The organism is Chryseosolibacter histidinae, assembly GCF_018598225.1.
GTDB lineage: Bacteria > Bacteroidota > Bacteroidia > Cytophagales > Cyclobacteriaceae > Chryseosolibacter > Chryseosolibacter histidini.
Window position 1 is genome coordinate 50,229 of the sequence record NZ_JAHESF010000016.1, and the last position, 17,938, is coordinate 68,166.

Sequence of the window (17,938 nt, forward strand, 5' to 3'; positions counted from 1 at the left end):
ATCTTTATAGGATGATGAATACTGTTTGTATGAACAAAGTAATTCTCTTTTTTCTTTTGCTCATAACATCGCTTGAAGTTCTCGCGCAGCCGGCGACGGAAATCCATCTTTTTGAGCTGAAAATCAAACGGGGAAAAGTTTCCATAGGCAACGGTCGCAATATCAGTAACCATAAAGGTTACGATAATCAACCATTCTTTCATCCCGACAGGCCCGTGCTGTATTACGTTTCCGCTGACAAGGAAGGCAGAACTGACATCATGACGTACGATTACAGCGCAGGCCAAACAAAAAGATTTGTGCAAACACATGACCGCGAATATTCGCCAACGGTAACGCCAGACAAACAATTTATTTCCTGCATTCTGCAGCGTGACAGCGGTGCCCAGGACCTGGTCAGGTATCCGGTGGGTGGTGATGAGCCCGAGATCATCATCGATGACCTCACAGTGGGTTATCATGCCTGGGGCAATAACGGCAAAGTGGCTGTGTTTACATTACCGGCGCCTTTCAAGCTGCAGGTATTCGACCTGAACACAAAAAATAAAACGGTTGTGGCTGAACGGATCGGACGATCGTTGCACCGGATCCCCGGGAAGAACGCCATCAGTTTTCTTCAGAAGATCAGTGATGAAGAATGGGTGGTGAACAGCCTGAACATGGAGACATTGCAAGCTGAGCCCATTGTCAAAAGCCTGCCGGGTGCCGAGCATGACATGGCCTGGACACCGGATGGAAAAATGCTGATGAGCGATGGGAAAAAAATTTTTTGCTACGATCCCGCGAAGGGCGGATCATGGATGGAAATCGAAATTACTGCTGAAACACCACTGACGGCCATCACAAGACTTGCGGTGAGCGCTGACGGTAAGAAGCTGGCCGTGGTGATGAGCGAGCAGTGACGGAGAAAATTTGCGATTTAGATCCTGAGCAACTGTAAAGTTTGTTCTCCTCATCTTACCTTCGCATCTTAGAAAAACTGACGTGCAGAAAAAACTCCAACATATTGCGGTTTGCGGCAACATCGGCTCGGGCAAAACCACACTCACGGGCAAACTGGCAAAACATTACGGCTGGCATGCGTTGTTCGAATCTGTGGATGAGAACCCATACCTGCGAGATTTTTACGAGGACATGACCCGCTGGGCATTCCATGTTCAGATCTATTTTCTGAACAGCCGCTTCAAGCAGGTGAACGAGATCCGCGACAACAGCAGGGCTACCATTCAGGACCGTACCATTTATGAAGATGCCTACATCTTTGCATCGAACCTGTACAAAAGCGGGCATATGCATGAACGCGATTATCGGAGCTATCATGATATTTTTGATTCCATGATCAAGTTTGTGCCGCCGCCAGACCTGCTCATCTACCTGAAGGCCGATATTCCGAAGCTTGTGAGCCAGATCCAAAAGCGGGGCCGCGATTACGAGTACGCCATTCGCCTGGACTACCTCAAACATTTGAATGAGCATTATGAACGGTGGATCAGCGGCTATACGCTGGGCAAGCTCCTGGTGATCGATGTGAACAACCTAGATTTTGTAGAGAACATCGAAGATTTTTCATTCATCGTGAACAAAATAGACCTGGAGCTGAACAACCTGTTCACACAATGAACTTTTGATCCCGCAACACGGGTTATCCCGTTTTTCGACAGAAACTTCAATCAACCATTGATATAAATACTCCTTTCTGTTGCTTCATGATTTTGTGATCTTTGAACCCCCAATAACCCACACATATGAGAAAATTAATGTTAACGCTTCTGCCTGTACTCTTTGCAGGCATGATGGCGCATGGGCAGATCGTTGAGGCCGATACTGCCAAGGTAAAAACCGATTCCACCAAAAGAGAAAAGAATAAGAAGCGGGAGTTCCTGCCACTGGAAGCTGCCAGAAAAGTCAGGATCAAAAGCACCGAGGGCTCATGGATCTCGCTGGATGTGAGTCCCGATGGCAAAACCATTGTCTTCGATCTGCTGGGCGATATTTACCTTCTTCCTTTTACAGGAGGAAAAGCCAGGCCGTTTTTGAAAGACATGTCGTTTGAATCACACCCGAAGTTCAGTCCTGACGGCAAACATATCCTGGTGGTTTCTGACCGCAGCGGCGGCGAGAACGTCTGGCGTTTTGCGCTCGACAGAAAAGACTCTCTCCAGATCACCAAAGGTAATACAGACAATTTTCAGTCAGCCGAATGGACGCCCGATGGCCAGTACGTTGTGGCTTCGAAAGGACGCCGCAATCTCAAATTGTGGTTGTTTCACAAAGACGGTGGCGGCGGCGCACAGCTGATCTCTAAACCTGATAACCTGAAGACGGTAGAACCTGCGTTCGGCAACGATGGTCGTTATGTATGGTTTTCGCAGCGCACCGGTTCATGGAACTACAACGCGCAGCTGCCGCAATACCAGGTGGCGCTCTATGACCGTGAGACAGGCGATATCGACACCCGCACCAATCGTTACGGATCAGCGTTTGCTCCCACGCTTTCGCCTGATGGCAAATGGCTAGTTTACGGTTCACGTTACAATGATCAAACAGGTCTTGTGCTTCGCGATCTGAAAACAGGTCAGGAGAAATGGCTCGCGTACCCGGTGCAGCGCGACGAGCAGGAGTCGATCGCTCCGATGGGTGTGTTGCCCGCTATGTCGTTTACCCCTGACAGCAAAGAAGTTGTTGCTTCTTACGGCGGGAAGATCTATCGCATTCCTGTAGCCGGTGGCGCGGCCATCGAGATCCCTTTTGAAGTGGATACCGAGATCGAGCTCGGCCCCAAGCTCGAATTCAAATACCCCATCAAAGACGACAAGGAGATGATCGTTACGCAGATCCGCGACGGCAAGGTTTCGCCTGACGGAAAACAACTTGCCTTCACAGCGCTGAACAGGCTTTATGTGATGGATCTGCCCGAAGGAAAACCCCGGCGTGTGAGCGATTACAACTTCACCGAAGCAATGCCCGCATGGAGCCCCGACGGAAGCCAGCTGGCATGGGTGAGCTGGGAGAATAACGGCGGCCATTTATACAAGATCAATTTCAAAACCAAAGGTGCCAAACCCGTGAAACTTACTACGAGTGCGGCATTGTATACGCAGCCCGCGTGGTCGTACAAAGGAAACCGCATCGCTTTTATGATCGGCTCTTCACAATTCTTCCAGGATGAAGAAGGTCCTGCGTCATTCTCGAGCCAGGAGAACATTGCCTGGATCTCCGGCGATGGTGGTGCTGTGACGATCGTTGACAAAGCCAAGGGAAAAGCGAGCCCTCATTTTGTGAAGAACGACGACCGCATTTATTTGTATCACAACCAGAAAGGTTTAGTATCCATTCGCTGGGATGGCACCGACGAGAAAGCGCATCTGAAAGTGACGGGCATCATGACCTACGGTACCACGTTTGACAACCACTGCATGATGGTTGAATCTGCCAGCGAGCCGCAGCGTGAACCTTCTAATGCGCAGGTGATCATGATGAGTCCGGAAGGTGACCTGGCGCTGGCGCAGATCAACAATGAGATCTATGCTGTAACTGTTCCGAAAGTTGGTGGCGAAACCCCGAAGATCTCGGTCTCTGATCCCGCCAATTCGCAATTCCCTTCGCGCAAGCTTACGAAGCTCGGCGGGCAATTCGCTTCCTGGAACAACAACGGTAAAACCGTATACTGGTCTATCGGCAACGCTTTCTTTACGTACAACATCGATGATGCAAAAGCGAAGGAAGACGAGATCAGGAAGAAAAAAGAAGCTGAAGAACGTGCGAAAGCCGACAAGGAAAAAAAGGAAGGCGATAAAGCCGGCGATAAAAAAGACGAAGACAAAAAAGAAAAGAAAGAGGAGGGTTACAAGCCTTCTGAGATCCGTGTAAAAGTTTCGGTCCCCAGGGATATCCCCGACGGAAAAGTGCTGCTGCAAGGCGCCCGCATTGTTACCATGAAAGGTGATGAGGTGATCGAATCAGGCGACATCCTCATCGAGAACAACAGGATCAAACAGGTGGGCGCTTCAGGATCCATCCAGGTTGATGGCAGCGTGCGCAAGATCGATGTGAAAGGCAAGACCATCGTTCCGGGATTTGTAGACACGCACGCGCACATGTGGCCGGCGTGGGGGCTTCACAAGAACCAGGTGTGGATGTATGCTGCCAACCTCGCTTATGGTGTTACCACCACCCGCGACCCGCAGACCGCTACCACCGATGTGCTTACATATGCAGACCTTGTAGAGGCTGGACAGATCGCAGGCCCGCGTGTATATTCCACTGGCCCCGGCGTTGGTTACTGGGCTTACAACATCAAGGATCTCGATCAGGCCCGCGATGTGCTGAAGCAGTATTCGGAGTATTACAACACGAAGTACATCAAGATGTATCTGGTGGGCAACCGCCAGCACCGCCAGTGGATCATTATGGCTGCCAAAGAGCAGGGACTGAAACCTACCACAGAAGGCGGTCTTGACTTCAGGCTGAACATGACACAGATCATTGATGGATATCCGGGCCATGAGCATGCGTTTCCGATCTATCCGTTGTATAAGGACTTCAGCACTTTTGTGGCAGAATCGGGCACCGCTTATACGCCTACCCTGCTCGTTGCGTACGGCGGCCCCTGGGCAGAAAACTTCTACTATGCCACCGAGAATGTTAACGGCGATCCGAAGCTGAACAGGTTCACACCCAAAGGTGAGCTCGATGCCAAATCGCGCAGACGCGGCGGATGGTTCATGAAAGAAGAGCACGTGTTCGAAGACCACGCCAAGTTTGTGAACGACCTCATCAAAACAGGTGGCAATGCCGGCATTGGCTCTCACGGACAGCTGCAAGGCCTCGGTTATCACTGGGAGCTCTGGTCAGTGCAGTCGGGCGGAATGTCGCCTCACGATGCGCTGAAAGTGGCTACGATCCATGGCGCGAAAGCGCTGGGGCTGGATGGCGACCTCGGCAGCATCGAGCCGGGCAAGCTGGCAGACCTGGTCATCATGGACAAGAATCCGCTGGAGAATATCCGGAATTCAAATACCATCGACAAAGTGATGAAGAACGGCCGCCTTTATGATGGCAACTCCCTGGACGAAGTTTACCCCGTGGTGAGAAAAGGTGTCAACGGATGGGAACAGAGCCGCCCTGAGGCAGTGCCCGGTATCCGGTAAGTTGTAAAAAACCTAATGATAATAATGAAGCCCCGGTTCTGCCGGGGTTTTGTTTTTTACGGGGGTATCTTTTTGCAACGGATGTTTCGCTATATTAGTAAAACGTTATCCGCACCCTGGACCCGAACAGGGAATGAATTTCATTTCCATTAAAACCCCTCAGTATGAAAAGCATTTACCTAGTATGCCTGGCATGCCTTGGATCGTGGTCACTTGCAGCGCAGACCGCAGACCCTGATTCAACGGTGACGCTGGATGAGCTGGTGATCTCTGCCAACAAGATCCCGCAACAGCGAAGCAAAATTGCACAACAGGTCCAACTTATTACCAGGGATCAGATCACAACACTGAATGCACAGACGGCCGCGGACCTCATCGCCAACTCCGGTGTGGCAGCCATGCAAAAAAGTCAGCAGGGTGGAGGCAGTCCGCAGTTACGCGGATTTGAAGCGAGCCGTGTGGTGCTGGTGATAGACGGTGTGAGAATGAACAACCTCATTTACCGCGCGGGCCACCTGCAGAACATCATTACCCTCGATAACAATTCGCTCGAACGCGCAGAGGTGTTGCTGGGGCCATCGTCTACGGTGTACGGCTCAGACGCGCTGGGCGGTGTTATTCATTTTCGCACCAGGGGCCCGGAGCTCGCAGACCCTGACCACCCTGGGCTTAAGGTGAAAGGCGCTGCATTTTACCGTTACGGAACGGTGAACGATGAGCAAACCGGTCACCTCGATGTGAGCATCGGCGGCAAACGGTTCGGCTCCTTCACTTCTTTTACCTCGAGCGATTTTGGCGATCTGAAGATGGGTGAAAAAAAGAACTCGGCCTTGGGTGAAGAGTTCGGTGTGCGGAGGTTTTATGTGCAACGCTCCGCCGATAATTCGGAAGATGTGCTGGTGCAGAACACCAATCCGTATGTTCAGAAGTTCAGTGGTTACTCGCAATACGATATCGTTCAAAAGTTTTTGTTCAAACCCAGCGAGCGGTTCAGTCACGTGCTGAACTTCCAGTTCTCCAACTCATCCAACGTTCCGCGCTACGACCGGCTTACGGACCCCGAAGGCACAGGGCTCCGGAATGCTGAATGGTATTATGGTCCGCAGAAACGACTGATGGCCGCCTATCAGCTGGGTGTAAAAGACCTCGGGGCATTGGCAGAGTCGCTCCAGGCAACGTTGAGCTACCAGGATGTGGAAGAGAGCCGGCACGACCGGAGGTTTAACCGGCCCAACCGCAGAAACCAGATCGAAAAAGTTGATGTGATCAGTCTCACGGTCGACCTGCAGAAAACCATCGGCGGCAGCAACCTGCGTTACGGCTTCGATGGCCAGCTCAATAAGGTGAATTCCACGGCCTACAACCAGAACGTGATCACCGGTGAAAGGTCTCCAGTAGCAACACGTTATCCCGATGGAAAGAATACGATGAACTATTTCGCGTTGTATCTCACGCACACGCTCGACATCAACGAACAGCTCACGTTGAATGATGGTGTGAGACTTGGTATAGCGGCCCTGCATGCGCGATTTGAAGACAAAACGTTTTTCCCTTTTCCCTTTGATGAAGTAGAGCAGAAGAACACCTATGCCAGTGGCAACCTCGGCTTGATCTACCGGCCGCGGAATGACTGGAAGCTCTCGATCATGACCAGCACGGGCTACAGGGTACCAAACATCGACGATCTGGCCAAGGTGTTTGAAACCAGCGCGGGTCAGTCGCTCATTGTTCCAAACCCGGATGTGAAGCCTGAAAAAACATTGAACTTCGATCTTTCCGTTACCAGGTTCTTCGCCGACAAAGTGCGTTGGGAGAATACGGTCTTCTATACTTCCTTTTTCGATGCCATTGTGATGGATGCGTTTACATTTAACGGTCAGGCTACTGTTGATTACAACGGGCAGCAGACGCCGGTGATGGCTAACCAGAACAAACGGCGTGCGTTCGTCACTGGCGTGTCATCGGTTCTTCATGCCGATCTTTCACCACGCTTCACTGCAGATGCTTCGTATAATTATACAAAGGGTCGCATCACTTCCGTTGACGGCGATATTCCGCTGGATCACATTCCGCCGGCATTCGGCAGGGTGAGTGTTCAATATCGCCACCAGCAATGGATGGCCAATGCATTTGTGAATTTCAGCGCATGGAAACGCATGGGCGACTACCTGCTGAACTCCGAAGACAATGAGGCTTACGCTACGACCCGGGGAATGCCCTCATGGTATACCGTGAATCTCAGGGCTGCCTATGAGTTTAACCGTTTTGTAGCCCTACAGGCAGGTGTGGATAACCTGCTCGACCTTCAATACAGAACTTTTTCGTCTGGCATCAACGCGCCCGGGCGGAATGTCTTTGCCACTTTACGAGTAACATTTTAGGGGCAAGATCACAAATCCGGAACCTTCGTCTTATCTTCGGCCCAAACTTGCGCGGCCTTGGTCACACTTTTTTCCTTCAGCTTGTCATGGAATGAGATCCTGATCTTTTTCTTTGCGGCTACCTTGATCGGCATGGCAAAAACGGGTGTGCATGGCGCTGGCATGATGGCGGTGCCTTTGCTTGCGGCTGTTTTCGGTGGCCAGATCTCGTCGGGCATTTTGCTGCCCGTGATCTGTCTGGCCGATGCGATGGCGGTGTGGTACTATCACCGGCATGCATCGTGGCATCACCTCAGAAAACTTTTTCCCTGGGCGGCATTGGGAACGGTGCTGGGTACCCTCGTCGGTGGCATGATCGATGACGGGATCTTCAAGATCATCATGGCGGTGGTCATCATCGGCAGCGTCATCACCATGCTGTGGCTTAATCGTGGCCACCAGAAAGACATTCCTGATTTTGCCTGGTTTGCAATCCTCATAGGCATCGTCGCTGGCTTCGTTTCAATGGTGGGGAACCTCGCTGGCCCCCTGATGGCGGTTTATTTTCTCTCCATGCGCTTGCCGAAAGATGAATACATCGGCACCACAGCCTGGTTTTTTATGGTGATGAACTGGTTCAAGGTGCCCTTTCATGTGTGGGGATGGCACACCATCAATCTGGATACCTTCCTGCTCGATCTTACAACACTTCCTTTTATCGCGTTCGGTGCGTATGCCGGTATCGTGATCGTGAAACATCTGAAGGAACATGTGTACCGGTGGTTCATCATCATTATGACCCTCGTCGCAGCGGTGTTCATGCTCATCTGACCAGCGATCCCTGCAACCCCCCGGTATGCAGCGCGAGCACGGTTGTTCCTCTGGCGAACTGCCCCATGTCAATCTCTTTCATCACAGCCCACAAGAGCTTGCCCGTATACACATGATCCAAAGGAAGGTCATGTTCGGTTTTTATGGTTTTCATAAAATCCAACAGCTCATTTGTTACTTTAGCATAACCTCCATGATGGTAGGAAGTAAGCAGCGACCAGTTTTCATAAGTAGACCCTGATGATTCGCGGATCAGTTTGTCGATCTCGGTCTTTAAGAAATCTCCGTTCTTCAATGCAGCAACGCCGGTCACTTTTCTCCGGCCCTGTAACCCGCACACAATTCCGGCCATTGTACCACCAGTGCCCACAGGAAGCATTAGGTGATCGAAGTCAATTGGCAACAGTGTCTCCGAAGCAAATTCCGCACAACCTTTCACGGCCAGGCTATTGGTTCCTCCTTCCGGGATCAGGTAAAATTCTCCATACTTTTCATGAAGCATCTGCACAAACTCCGGATCATTTTTCTTGCGATAGTCTTCCCGGCTCACGTAGTGAAGTTGCATACCGTTGCCCTTGGCGAATGAGAGGGTTGCGTTGGGGGGCAGCGTTTCTTCACCGCGAATGATGCCGATGCTGCTCAGCCCATGTTCTTTGGCCGCCGCGGCAACCGCGTAAATGTGATTGGAGTATGCCCCGCCGAACGTGAGCACCGTACGGTGTTGCTTCAGCGCTTCTTCAATATTGTATTTCAGCTTCCACCATTTGTTCCCGGAAATGAATGGATGATTCTGGTCCTCACGTTTCACCAATAGCCGTATGCCTGCCTTGTCAAGCGCGGCTGACCGGATCTCATCAACAGGTGTTTTATTGTATATCAAGGAATTGCCAGTTCTTTAATTCAGAGCCCGAAGAACAGCAATTATTTTTCTCCGTAAAAATGATTTTTGATAACTAAAATAATTAGTTTTATATCTCTAATCAAATTAGCCGTTCAAGCTTGTGCCTTTCCTCCCGGGTAGTTTTGTGCTTGCCCGCTGAAGTGCTTTTGCACGAAGGAGGGGGGCCGAGAAACGAAAGCGCTATCTATTTTTTTAAAGATCACGCAGCGATGGAGAATACAGAAGACGAAGGATATTTTAAAGGCCGCGGTGCCCAGATCAAAACGGAGAACAGGTTTCTGAAAGCCAAATACGTTGCTGAGCACGTTGAAGGGTTGGATGAACCTTTGCTTTCAGCGCCCACCACGCAGGTGTTTCATGAAAGCCCGAAGAATATTGTCAACAAGGTGACCAGCCCCGACCTGGGTATGATGTACTCTATGAATCCGTACCAGGGCTGCGAACATGGCTGCATCTATTGTTATGCCCGCAACACACACGAGTACTGGGGTTTCAGCGCAGGACTTGATTTTGAATCGAAGATCATCGTTAAGAAAAACGCACCCCAGCTGCTTGAAAAATTTCTGATGAATCCAAACTGGGATCCCGTACCCATTTCCGTTTCAGGCAACACGGACTGTTATCAGCCATTGGAGCGGCAGTTCGAGATCACGCGCAACATTCTTAAAGTGTTTGCTAAGTACAGGCACCCACTGGGTATGATCACCAAAAACGGGCTGGTGCTCAGAGACCTCGATCTGCTCAAAGATCTCGCGCAGGACAACCTGGTGCATGTTTACATTTCTATCACCACACTCGATGAAGAGCTGCGAAGGGTGATGGAGCCGCGCACAGCCAGCGCTATCAAAAGATTAAAGACCGTGGAGGCGCTTGCAAAGGCAGGTGTGCCCGTAGGCATTATGAATGCGCCCATCATTCCGGGACTCAATCATCATGAAATTCCGCAAGTATTGAAAGAAGCATCCAACCATGGCGCATTGGCCGCAGGCATGACGGTGGTCAGGCTCAACGGTGCTATCGGCAAGATCTTTGAAGACTGGCTTCGAAAAAATTTCCCCGACCGCTTCGACAAGGTTTGGAACCAGATCTGCTCCATGCACGGCGGCACTGTCAACGATTCACAGTTCGGGCGGCGCATGGGCGGTGAAGGCAACTTCGCGGAAACCATCCACCAGCTCTTTACTGTCTCCAGGAAAAAATATTTCGGTGATAAAAAAATGCCGGCCATCGATCTCACCAAATTCAGGCGAGGTGGGAACCTGAGTCTGTTTTAGCTGTGAGCTTTAGCCGCGAGACATTAAGAGTCGGCTTAGTTTGTACTTCACTTGTAGCTCAAAGCACATAACGCAGCCGTCTCTGTCATGACTATCAACCTCACTGCAGTGGACTGTCGACCGTGGACTACTTTGCAAAGTGTTTGTAAAACGCCACGATCGTCTCTATGCCCAGCAGGAAGTTCTTCACACCGTAATGTTCGTTGGGTGAGTGAATGGCATCGCTGTCCAGTCCGAAGCCCATAAGCACAGTGTCTAGTCCCAGCTCGCGTTTGAACAGCGCTACGATCGGGATGCTTCCGCCATCGCGGGTGGGAATAGGTGTTTTGCCCCAAACCTCTTCAAAAGCTTTGCTTGCTGCGCCGAAAGCTTTGGAGTTTGTAGGTGTCACCGCAGGCTCGCCTCCGTGATGGGGCATTACTTTCACCTTCACATATTCGGGAGCGATGGCCTTAAAATGTTTGGTGAACAGCTCGGTGATCTCTGCGCTGCTCTGGTTGGGTACCAGGCGCATGGAGATCTTGGCGTGTGCCTTCGAAGGAAGAACGGTCTTGGCACCTTCGCCGGTGTAGCCACCCCAGATGCCATTCACATCGAGTGTAGGTCGCACACCGGTGCGCTCGAGTGTGGTGTAACCTTTCTCACCTTTGATCTCGTTGATGCCCAGCTCGCTTTTGTATTCATTAACGTTAAATGGTGCACGGTTCAGCGCCTCGCGTTCAGCCGCTGAAAGCTCAGCAACCTTATCATAAAATCCGGGAATGGTAACGCGGCCGTTCTCATCGTGCAGCGACGCGATCATATCGCACAATACATTGATGGGGTTGGCAACAGCGCCGCCATACACACCGGAGTGCAGGTCGCGGTTAGGGCCGGTCACTTCAACTTCCATGTAGCTCAGGCCGCGTAGCCCGGTAGTGATGGAAGGGTGATCGAGGGAAATGAGCGCCGTGTCGGAGATCAGGATCACATCGGCTTTCAGTTTTGCTTTGTTCTCCTTCACAAAAGTGCCCAGGTTGTCAGACCCTACTTCTTCTTCACCTTCTATCATGAACTTGACGTTGCACGAAAGCAGGTTGTTCTTCATCATGATCTCGAATGCCTTCACGTGCATGTAAACCTGGCCTTTGTCGTCACAGGAACCGCGGGCGTAGATCTTGTCGTCTTTGATCACCGGCTCGAACGGAGGAGACGTCCACAGGTTCAGGGGATCTGCCGGCTGCACATCGTAATGACCATACACCAGCACCGTTGGCAATGAAGGGTTGATGATCTTCTCGGCATAAACGATGGGGTGCCCCTTGGTTTCGCAGATCTCAACCTTGTCTACACCGGCGGTGGCAAGTTTTTCTTTCACAAATTCAGCGGCCTTGCGTACGTCGCCTTTGTGCCGGCTGTCAGCGCTCACAGAGGGGATCCTGAGCCAGTCGAAAAGCTCTGCGAGAAACCGGTCTTTATTTCCGTTGATATATTCTTTTACCATAGGTTAATGAGTTGCCCGCAAATTAAGGATTGAAGGGTAGTCACGCAAAGTGAGCACAGGAAATAACGCCGGGCGTGGTAGTATTTTTCAGAAGCCGTCGCTCTCGTCTTTTTTCTTTTCTTCTGTTTTCTTCTTTTCAACGGCCGGACCAGGCTCGCTGAGGCTATAGGGAACCTCTATGCCGTAGTATTCTTTTCTGAAGCGGTTCACATACGTAAGCACCTCGTCTTCTGTGCCTGGAATGAACGCCACTTCACCGATCTTCACTTTTCCGGCATTGGTCTTTTTGGAGATAACGTTGTTCATATCCTGGTTAGAAGAATGGATGATGAGCCGGTTGTCTTCAAAGCCGAAGTAGTACCACGCCTCGGGTGAAGCCTTGATGAACAGGTGGAATACCGGGGCACCATCTGTTGTCTTTTTCACCTCCATGAATCCCTCGAACCCGCCGTTGATATCGTTTCTGCCAATGTTGGAGATGCCGATGTTTCCCTCGCTGTAAAAAGCCTTGTGTTTGGCAGACCATTTCATGTTCACATCCGCGATGGTAAGGGGTTTTACCAGTGGCGCCATGGTTGTGAGGGGAATATATCCCTGCAGGCTCTTCTGCTCATAGTCTTTGGCTATACGCTCGCCCACAATATCAGAGATCTTGTACAGCAGCTCCGTCTGGTCACCGAGCCCTTCAGTGGCACCTTCATTTTTGATCACATCCTGGAGATTGCGAGCCATGTAGTCGAAGGCGGTAGAAGGCGCATCCGTATCTAACAGCACCATGGTGTTCATGCGGATCTCGTTGGTCTGAAAGCTGCCCGACCCGATGGCGGTGGCCGTGATGTTGAAGTTCTTGGCACCCTGGAACAGGTTGACAGGCCCTTCAAAACGCACCTGCATGGTCTCATCGTTATAGGCAAAAACCTTTCCCGAGAGCTTGTTGCCAGCTGCTTTGTCGCGGTCTTCTATCTTGTATTCTTTCGATTCTGTGTCGTAGAATAAAGTGCCCTGTGGTTCAAAGAAATTGTCGTCGTCATCATTCTTCTTGTTGTTCAGGAAGGTGATGTAGAGGTCGTTATCTGTCGAGCCAAAATGCAGGCCGGCTGTGGCACGTTTACCTTCTTCTGTCACCGCGGTGGCGAAGTCGATGTTCACATCGGTCTCATCACCGGTCTGGTCATACTTGATCCACGTGTTGTAGTTCTTGATCTTCTGGATGGCGAGCTTGACGTAACCCGTCAGCTGCAAGGCCGGCCGTGTTGCATACATGGTCATGTCGCCCTTGTAATACATGCCCGCGCCGAGCACCAGGCTTTCTTTCTCTGTTACGGAGCCGGTGGCAACGGTCTGCATGGTGGCGGCCGATTTTTTGCGCTGCGACCTTTTAGAACCTTCTGTTTCGGTTACCGGCTCGAGGTGGAAGTTCGTCATTTTAACGGCGAACGTGTCACTGAGGAAGTTCACATACTGGTAGGTTGCGTAGCCGCTGAATTCCTTTCGCGATATGATATCCACCACACCCTCGGTAAGGCGGTGATAACCATTGAGCGTATCCACAATGATGGTGGTGTTCTTCAGCGTTCCGATCCGCGCGTTCTCGAGGATGAGCACTTCGTTGTTCTCAGGGGTAATGCGGGCGTCGGCAACAATAATGTCAGGGATGCCCATCACCTTCAGCTGCTGGGTTTTCAGGTCGTACTCTGCCTTCTCTGCATTGAACCGCAGCGAGTCCAGGTCTTTGCGCGTAGTGTAGAAGTAAGATTCCTCGATGGGTACATCGGGGTCTTTGCTCATGGTGATCTTCTGCTCGTCAAGATCCCAGCGCATCTTGGGGATGGAGGTTTTGAACTGCGCATAGGGGAAGTCGATAGCGGCAACACCGGCGATCTCCGGACTGATATCGGCGTAGTTTTCCAGCAGGTTGAACTTGAGGCGAATGTCGTTACCGGCAAGCAGGTTCTTGTTCGGGTCGTCAGACTTTACCTTGAACCGGGCATGGCGCGCGCTGAAATCGTCAGAGGTAAAATTCATGGTGCGCGAAACGAGCTCGGTACCGCGGGTCTCGAGCTTGCCGGCGCCGGCCACACCGTTTTTGGAGATGGTCAGCGTTCCCTGCATCTGGGCCGTGGAGTCGTAAAAATTGAAAGGCGCCTTCAGGTTCTTTAGTCGCATCATATCCTGCTTTGGATACCACTTCATGTCATAGTCAGGAAGTGACGCCTGCGGGAATTTCGCATTGCCGAATTGCTGCTTCGAGATCCTGGCCCGGTTACCACGCGTGATCACCGAATCGGGATAAAAAATAAAATCGTTGGAGGATACGCTCACGGCCAGGTAATCGATCTCGCCCACACCGCGCAGGCCACGGTTATCCATGGTGAGCACACCATTCATATTGCCGTCGCCTTTGTACATCTGGTAGCCAGGCCGTGGGATGGCGTGCTCGAAGCCGAGCGATTTGTCGAGCTGGGTGCGCAGCATCTCCTTGAAGTTGGGAAACATGCCACTCGATACGAACGTACCATCGAAGTTGATGGAAGCCGGGTCAGCATCGTTCAAACTGTCGAGCTTGAAGGGCGGCACTACAAAGAACATGGATCGATCGTAAACACCGCCGAGCACTTCGTTCCTGTCAAAGTAGATCACGCCACCGGTGCTGGCATCGAGCCTGGGATAGTTGGGGATCTTTACCTTCCCTGATTTATTGTTGGCCCTGCTGATGAACAACGTACCTGACGATTTGGAGATGTCACCCAATCCGCCCGCAGCGGCTGCCGTTGAGTCAGCGCCCACCATCGAGTTGTTCACCTTGCGCCTGATCTCCTGGCCCCGCGCATTCTTTTCCGTAAGGTAAAAGTTGATGGAGTCGATCTTGTCGAGGTCGATGTAAAAGCTGTCGTACTTCAGTGTGAAGCCTTTGCCGCTGATCTCGAAGTTTCCGGCCGTAACGGTGCCGTTGAATTTCATGTCGCGATTCTGCAGCAACGTGATCACACTGCTGTCGGGTTTGATCCTCACGTTCAGCGAGTCACTGATGTTGAACTCATCCACACCCCGTACCGTCATGTAACCTTTCGAAAAGTTGATGGTGGCGTTGGCGCTGCTATCGATCACCGAGTGGATCTTGAGGTTGTCATAATCCATCTCGCCTTTATAAGCCCGGTAAAGTGAAATGGCTTTTTGTTTCACCTGCACCTTGTCCGTCTGCGGATCGTAGTTGATCATACCCTTCTGGGCGAGGAAGCTCACGGCCGATTTTATTTCAGGAATGCTCTTGCCCGAAGATTGGGCAAGGTCAGCTGAATAGAACTCGCGCATCCCGGTTTTCTGCGAGTAGTTGACCACCAGCGTAAGCGGATGAAAATTGAAGCCGGTACCTTTCAGCAGGCGGTAATCTTCGATGTCGTAAAAATCGATGGACTCGATGATGACCGGAACGATCTTCCGCCCTCCGTCGGTGCGCACGTCCATACTGTCTGACTGCAGGTTCCAGCGGATGACATCGGCTGTAAAATCGATATTGAAAAAAGACGATGCATACGGAGCGTTGCGCATGTCGCCCTTGTCTTTCATCAGCAGCAGCTGCTGGGTACTATCGTTGCCAAACGAATATTTCATTCTGATGCTGGAATGGACAATGGAATCGTTGCCCTGCAGGATGCGCACACTGGCTCTCTGGGCGCCGACAGCTTTTGGCATGAAGACGAAGTTTGCCGATTGTGCTGTGAATTTCTTTTCGTTGTTGTGATAAACTTCGATGGTGGCATTCTGGCCCGTGACCGAGCTGCCGGAGATCCTGTTACCGGTGAGTGAGAAACCTCCCCTGTATTTCAGGTTTTCGTCTGCCAGCCCGTTGATCTCCAGGTCGCTCTGATAGGATTTGAACCGGGGATAGGTGGAGGCAACGGAATCTTTTCTGGGCTGTGACTTGAACTCGAACGTTCCGGCTATGACGCCAGGTGTTTTGCCTGTGTAGTTGAACCTGACGATGTCGGCTTTCAGGTCGGGTTTGCTGACGTTGAAATTATACGCGGTGAAATTGCAGTACACCGAGTCGGGGCTCAGCAATGCGGGGCTCCAGTCGAAGCTGCCACCTTCTCCTACAAAAACATTCGTGGTCAGCGAGAGCGTGCCCTTTGAATCCTTGAGGAACACCGAATCGTACGGTGTTACAAAGTTCATGGTGAGCTTGCTGAATTTGATCACGGGGCCATCGATGTACGGTTGTGGCGCCGGCGTCATCCAGCTGGGCATGATCTCCTGGGCTGTGGTATCGCTGTAAGATGCGTCTTGCGTGGGCATCGTTTCAGTTTCCGATGAGGCATCGGGCAATGGCTCGGTCTGCTGTTGTGACGTTGTATCGTACATGCTGATCAGCGGCGCCGGTTCTATGTAGTCGAATGAATAGCTATCGTCTTTCGAATAAAGCCTGAACGGTTTTTCATAGTGCAGCGCGTGGTACTGGAAGAAGGTGCGGCTGATGGCAAAAAAGTTAAGCGCTTTTGCGGTCGGTTGCTGGTTGATGACCTTGCCCGCAACGGTGAGGTATTTCGACAGGGTCTGGGCATCGGCGCGCTCAACGTTGATGGCGTTGACGATGGCACCGAAATAATGGACGATGTGTGGGTTGAGCGGAAATTTTTTCCTTCGCATCAGATAGGTCTGCTTCCGGATCATCTGCTGCTGGTCGAGGCCAAGGCTTGCCCAGACGCTGGCAAAACCGCTTCCGATCACAGAAGCATCCACCTTTCGGGTGTTTTCAAGCACAATGAGCACGCTGTCAGGGAAATTCAATGGCGGCGCCGCACTGCTGTTGCCCTGTCCCCGGCAAAGACTGGTTGCCAGAATGACCGCTAGAAAGGAATATAAGGGAACCTTCTTCACCTGTTCAAAACCTGAAATTCGCAAATAAACACCAAATAAGCTAAAGAGTTGACAACTTGCACCCGCAGATAACATCAACGTTTTACCGGAAAGTTAATTTTATTCACTGGCGTGCTTTATTGATCAGCAAAAGCACAAGGGAGATGAGGATGCTGATCAGAATGCTGGAGGCCAGGGGAAAGTAGAACTGGTAATTTTTTCCTTCGATGCGAATGTCGCCCGGCAGCCTGCCCAAAAATGGGATCTTACCTGAAAACTGGATGATCAGCCCCAGCAGGAGCAGAATAATTCCGCTAATTATGAGAAATTTGCCCATATTCAACATACCTGTAGCATGCCTAACAAAGGTAGATTGTTTTTGATTCCGAATGTCATCGCCGAGCACACGCACGACCAGGTACTGACCCTTCAGGTAAAAAAAATACTCCCCGGCATCCGTTATTTCCTTGCGGAGGATGTTCGAACCGCCCGGCGTTACCTCAGCAGCCTGAAGATCTATGAATCCATCGAAGCCCTTCAGTTCTCGGTGCTTGACAAGGATACCAAAGAAGCGGAAGTGGCAGCGCTTTTCGCGCCGGTCTTTGAAGGCCATGATGTGGGTGTGATCTCCGAATCAGGCTGCCCCGGTGTGGCTGATCCTGGCGCGCTGGCAGTGAAATTTGCACACCGCCATGAGGTGAAGGTAATACCCCTGGTGGGACCGTCTTCCATACTGCTGGCCCTGATGGCATCGGGGCTCAATGGCCAGAAGTTCTCCTTTCACGGCTATCTGCCCATCGAAGGAAAGGAAGCCATAAAGAATATCCGTGAGCTGGAGAAAGAATCGGGTGCGAAGAACCAAACGCAGATCTTCATAGAGACCCCTTACCGGAACAATGCCATCTTGCAGAACCTTGTTAAGAACCTGTCTGGCGATACAGACCTGTGTGTTGCCCTTGACCTGACGGGCGATGCTGAATTTATTGCTACCCGAAAAGTGAAAGCCTGGCGCGCGCAAACAATTGAATTGCCGAAAAAACCAGCCGTTTTTTTATTTCTTGCCCAGTAGGCTCAATTAGTTT

11 protein-coding genes are annotated in these 17,938 nt (G+C 51.3%); 7 read left to right on the forward strand and 4 right to left on the reverse strand.

The features are described 5' to 3' along the window. Nucleotides 1-29: 29 nt before the first annotated feature. The 5 genes from KK083_RS17110 (at nt 30) to KK083_RS17130 (ending at nt 8,341) form a co-directional block, all read left to right on the forward strand. The gene (locus tag KK083_RS17110) at nt 30-902 is read left to right on the forward strand and encodes a TolB family protein (protein ID WP_254165093.1); all 873 of its coding nucleotides are present in this window, start codon (nt 30-32) and stop codon (nt 900-902) included. Between the two features lie 82 nt (nt 903-984). Further along, on the forward strand, nt 985-1,620 hold the full coding sequence (locus tag KK083_RS17115; RefSeq protein ID WP_254165095.1) for a deoxynucleoside kinase: 636 nt from the start codon (nt 985-987) through the stop codon (nt 1,618-1,620). A gap of 125 nt (nt 1,621-1,745) precedes the next feature. Further along, entirely contained in the window at nt 1,746-5,150 is a 3,405-nt protein-coding gene (locus KK083_RS17120; protein WP_254165103.1) for an amidohydrolase family protein, read from the forward strand. 164 nt (nt 5,151-5,314) lie between these two features. Continuing rightward, on the forward strand, nt 5,315-7,531 hold the full coding sequence (locus KK083_RS17125) for a TonB-dependent receptor plug domain-containing protein (protein ID WP_254165105.1): 2,217 nt from the start codon (nt 5,315-5,317) through the stop codon (nt 7,529-7,531). Between the two features lie 57 nt (nt 7,532-7,588). After that, complete coding sequence (locus KK083_RS17130; protein WP_254165107.1) at nt 7,589-8,341, forward strand: sulfite exporter TauE/SafE family protein; 753 nt, start codon at nt 7,589-7,591, stop codon at nt 8,339-8,341. Here KK083_RS17130 and KK083_RS17135 read toward each other — a convergent pair. After that, nucleotides 8,334-9,221, reverse strand: coding sequence for a 1-aminocyclopropane-1-carboxylate deaminase/D-cysteine desulfhydrase (locus KK083_RS17135; protein ID WP_254165109.1), 888 nt, complete (start codon nt 9,219-9,221; stop codon nt 8,334-8,336). The genes KK083_RS17130 and KK083_RS17135 overlap by 8 nt on opposite strands. Before the next feature lie 230 nt (nt 9,222-9,451). Here KK083_RS17135 and KK083_RS17140 point away from each other — a divergent pair, with 230 nt between their 5' ends. After that, on the forward strand, nt 9,452-10,516 hold the full coding sequence (locus KK083_RS17140) for a PA0069 family radical SAM protein (RefSeq protein ID WP_254165111.1): 1,065 nt from the start codon (nt 9,452-9,454) through the stop codon (nt 10,514-10,516). Between the two features lie 127 nt (nt 10,517-10,643). Here KK083_RS17140 and KK083_RS17145 read toward each other — a convergent pair whose 3' ends face one another. The 3 genes from KK083_RS17145 to KK083_RS17155 form a co-directional block, all read right to left on the reverse strand. Then, nucleotides 10,644-11,999: a dipeptidase gene (locus KK083_RS17145; RefSeq protein WP_254165113.1), complete on the reverse strand. Its 1,356-nt coding sequence runs from the start codon at nt 11,997-11,999 to the stop codon at nt 10,644-10,646. Between the two features lie 87 nt (nt 12,000-12,086). Then, entirely contained in the window at nt 12,087-16,877 is a 4,791-nt protein-coding gene (locus KK083_RS17150; protein ID WP_254165115.1) for a hypothetical protein, read from the reverse strand. 103 nt (nt 16,878-16,980) lie between these two features. After that, complete coding sequence (locus KK083_RS17155; RefSeq protein WP_254165117.1) at nt 16,981-17,193, reverse strand: DUF2905 domain-containing protein; 213 nt, start codon at nt 17,191-17,193, stop codon at nt 16,981-16,983. An 18-nt stretch (nt 17,194-17,211) separates the two neighbouring features. Between KK083_RS17155 and KK083_RS17160 the strand changes: the two genes are divergently transcribed. Further along, nucleotides 17,212-17,925 carry an SAM-dependent methyltransferase gene (locus KK083_RS17160; protein WP_254165119.1) on the forward strand — a complete coding sequence of 238 codons (714 nt, stop codon included), beginning with the start codon at nt 17,212-17,214 and terminating at the stop codon, nt 17,923-17,925. The last annotated feature ends 13 nt before the right edge of the window (nt 17,926-17,938 follow it).

Excerpts from the sequence above, each read along its gene's own strand:
- KK083_RS17160 (WP_254165119.1), top strand. The coding sequence starts at position 17,212 with ATGCCTAACAAAGGTAGATTGTTTTTGATTCCGAATGTCATCGCCGAG.
- KK083_RS17155 (WP_254165117.1), bottom strand. The coding sequence starts at position 17,193 with ATGGGCAAATTTCTCATAATTAGCGGAATTATTCTGCTCCTGCTGGGG.
- KK083_RS17110 (WP_254165093.1), top strand. The coding sequence starts at position 30 with ATGAACAAAGTAATTCTCTTTTTTCTTTTGCTCATAACATCGCTTGAA.
- KK083_RS17145 (WP_254165113.1), bottom strand. The coding sequence starts at position 11,999 with ATGGTAAAAGAATATATCAACGGAAATAAAGACCGGTTTCTCGCAGAG.
- KK083_RS17125 (WP_254165105.1), top strand. The coding sequence starts at position 5,315 with ATGAAAAGCATTTACCTAGTATGCCTGGCATGCCTTGGATCGTGGTCA.
- KK083_RS17140 (WP_254165111.1), top strand. The coding sequence starts at position 9,452 with ATGGAGAATACAGAAGACGAAGGATATTTTAAAGGCCGCGGTGCCCAG.
- KK083_RS17120 (WP_254165103.1), top strand. The coding sequence starts at position 1,746 with ATGAGAAAATTAATGTTAACGCTTCTGCCTGTACTCTTTGCAGGCATG.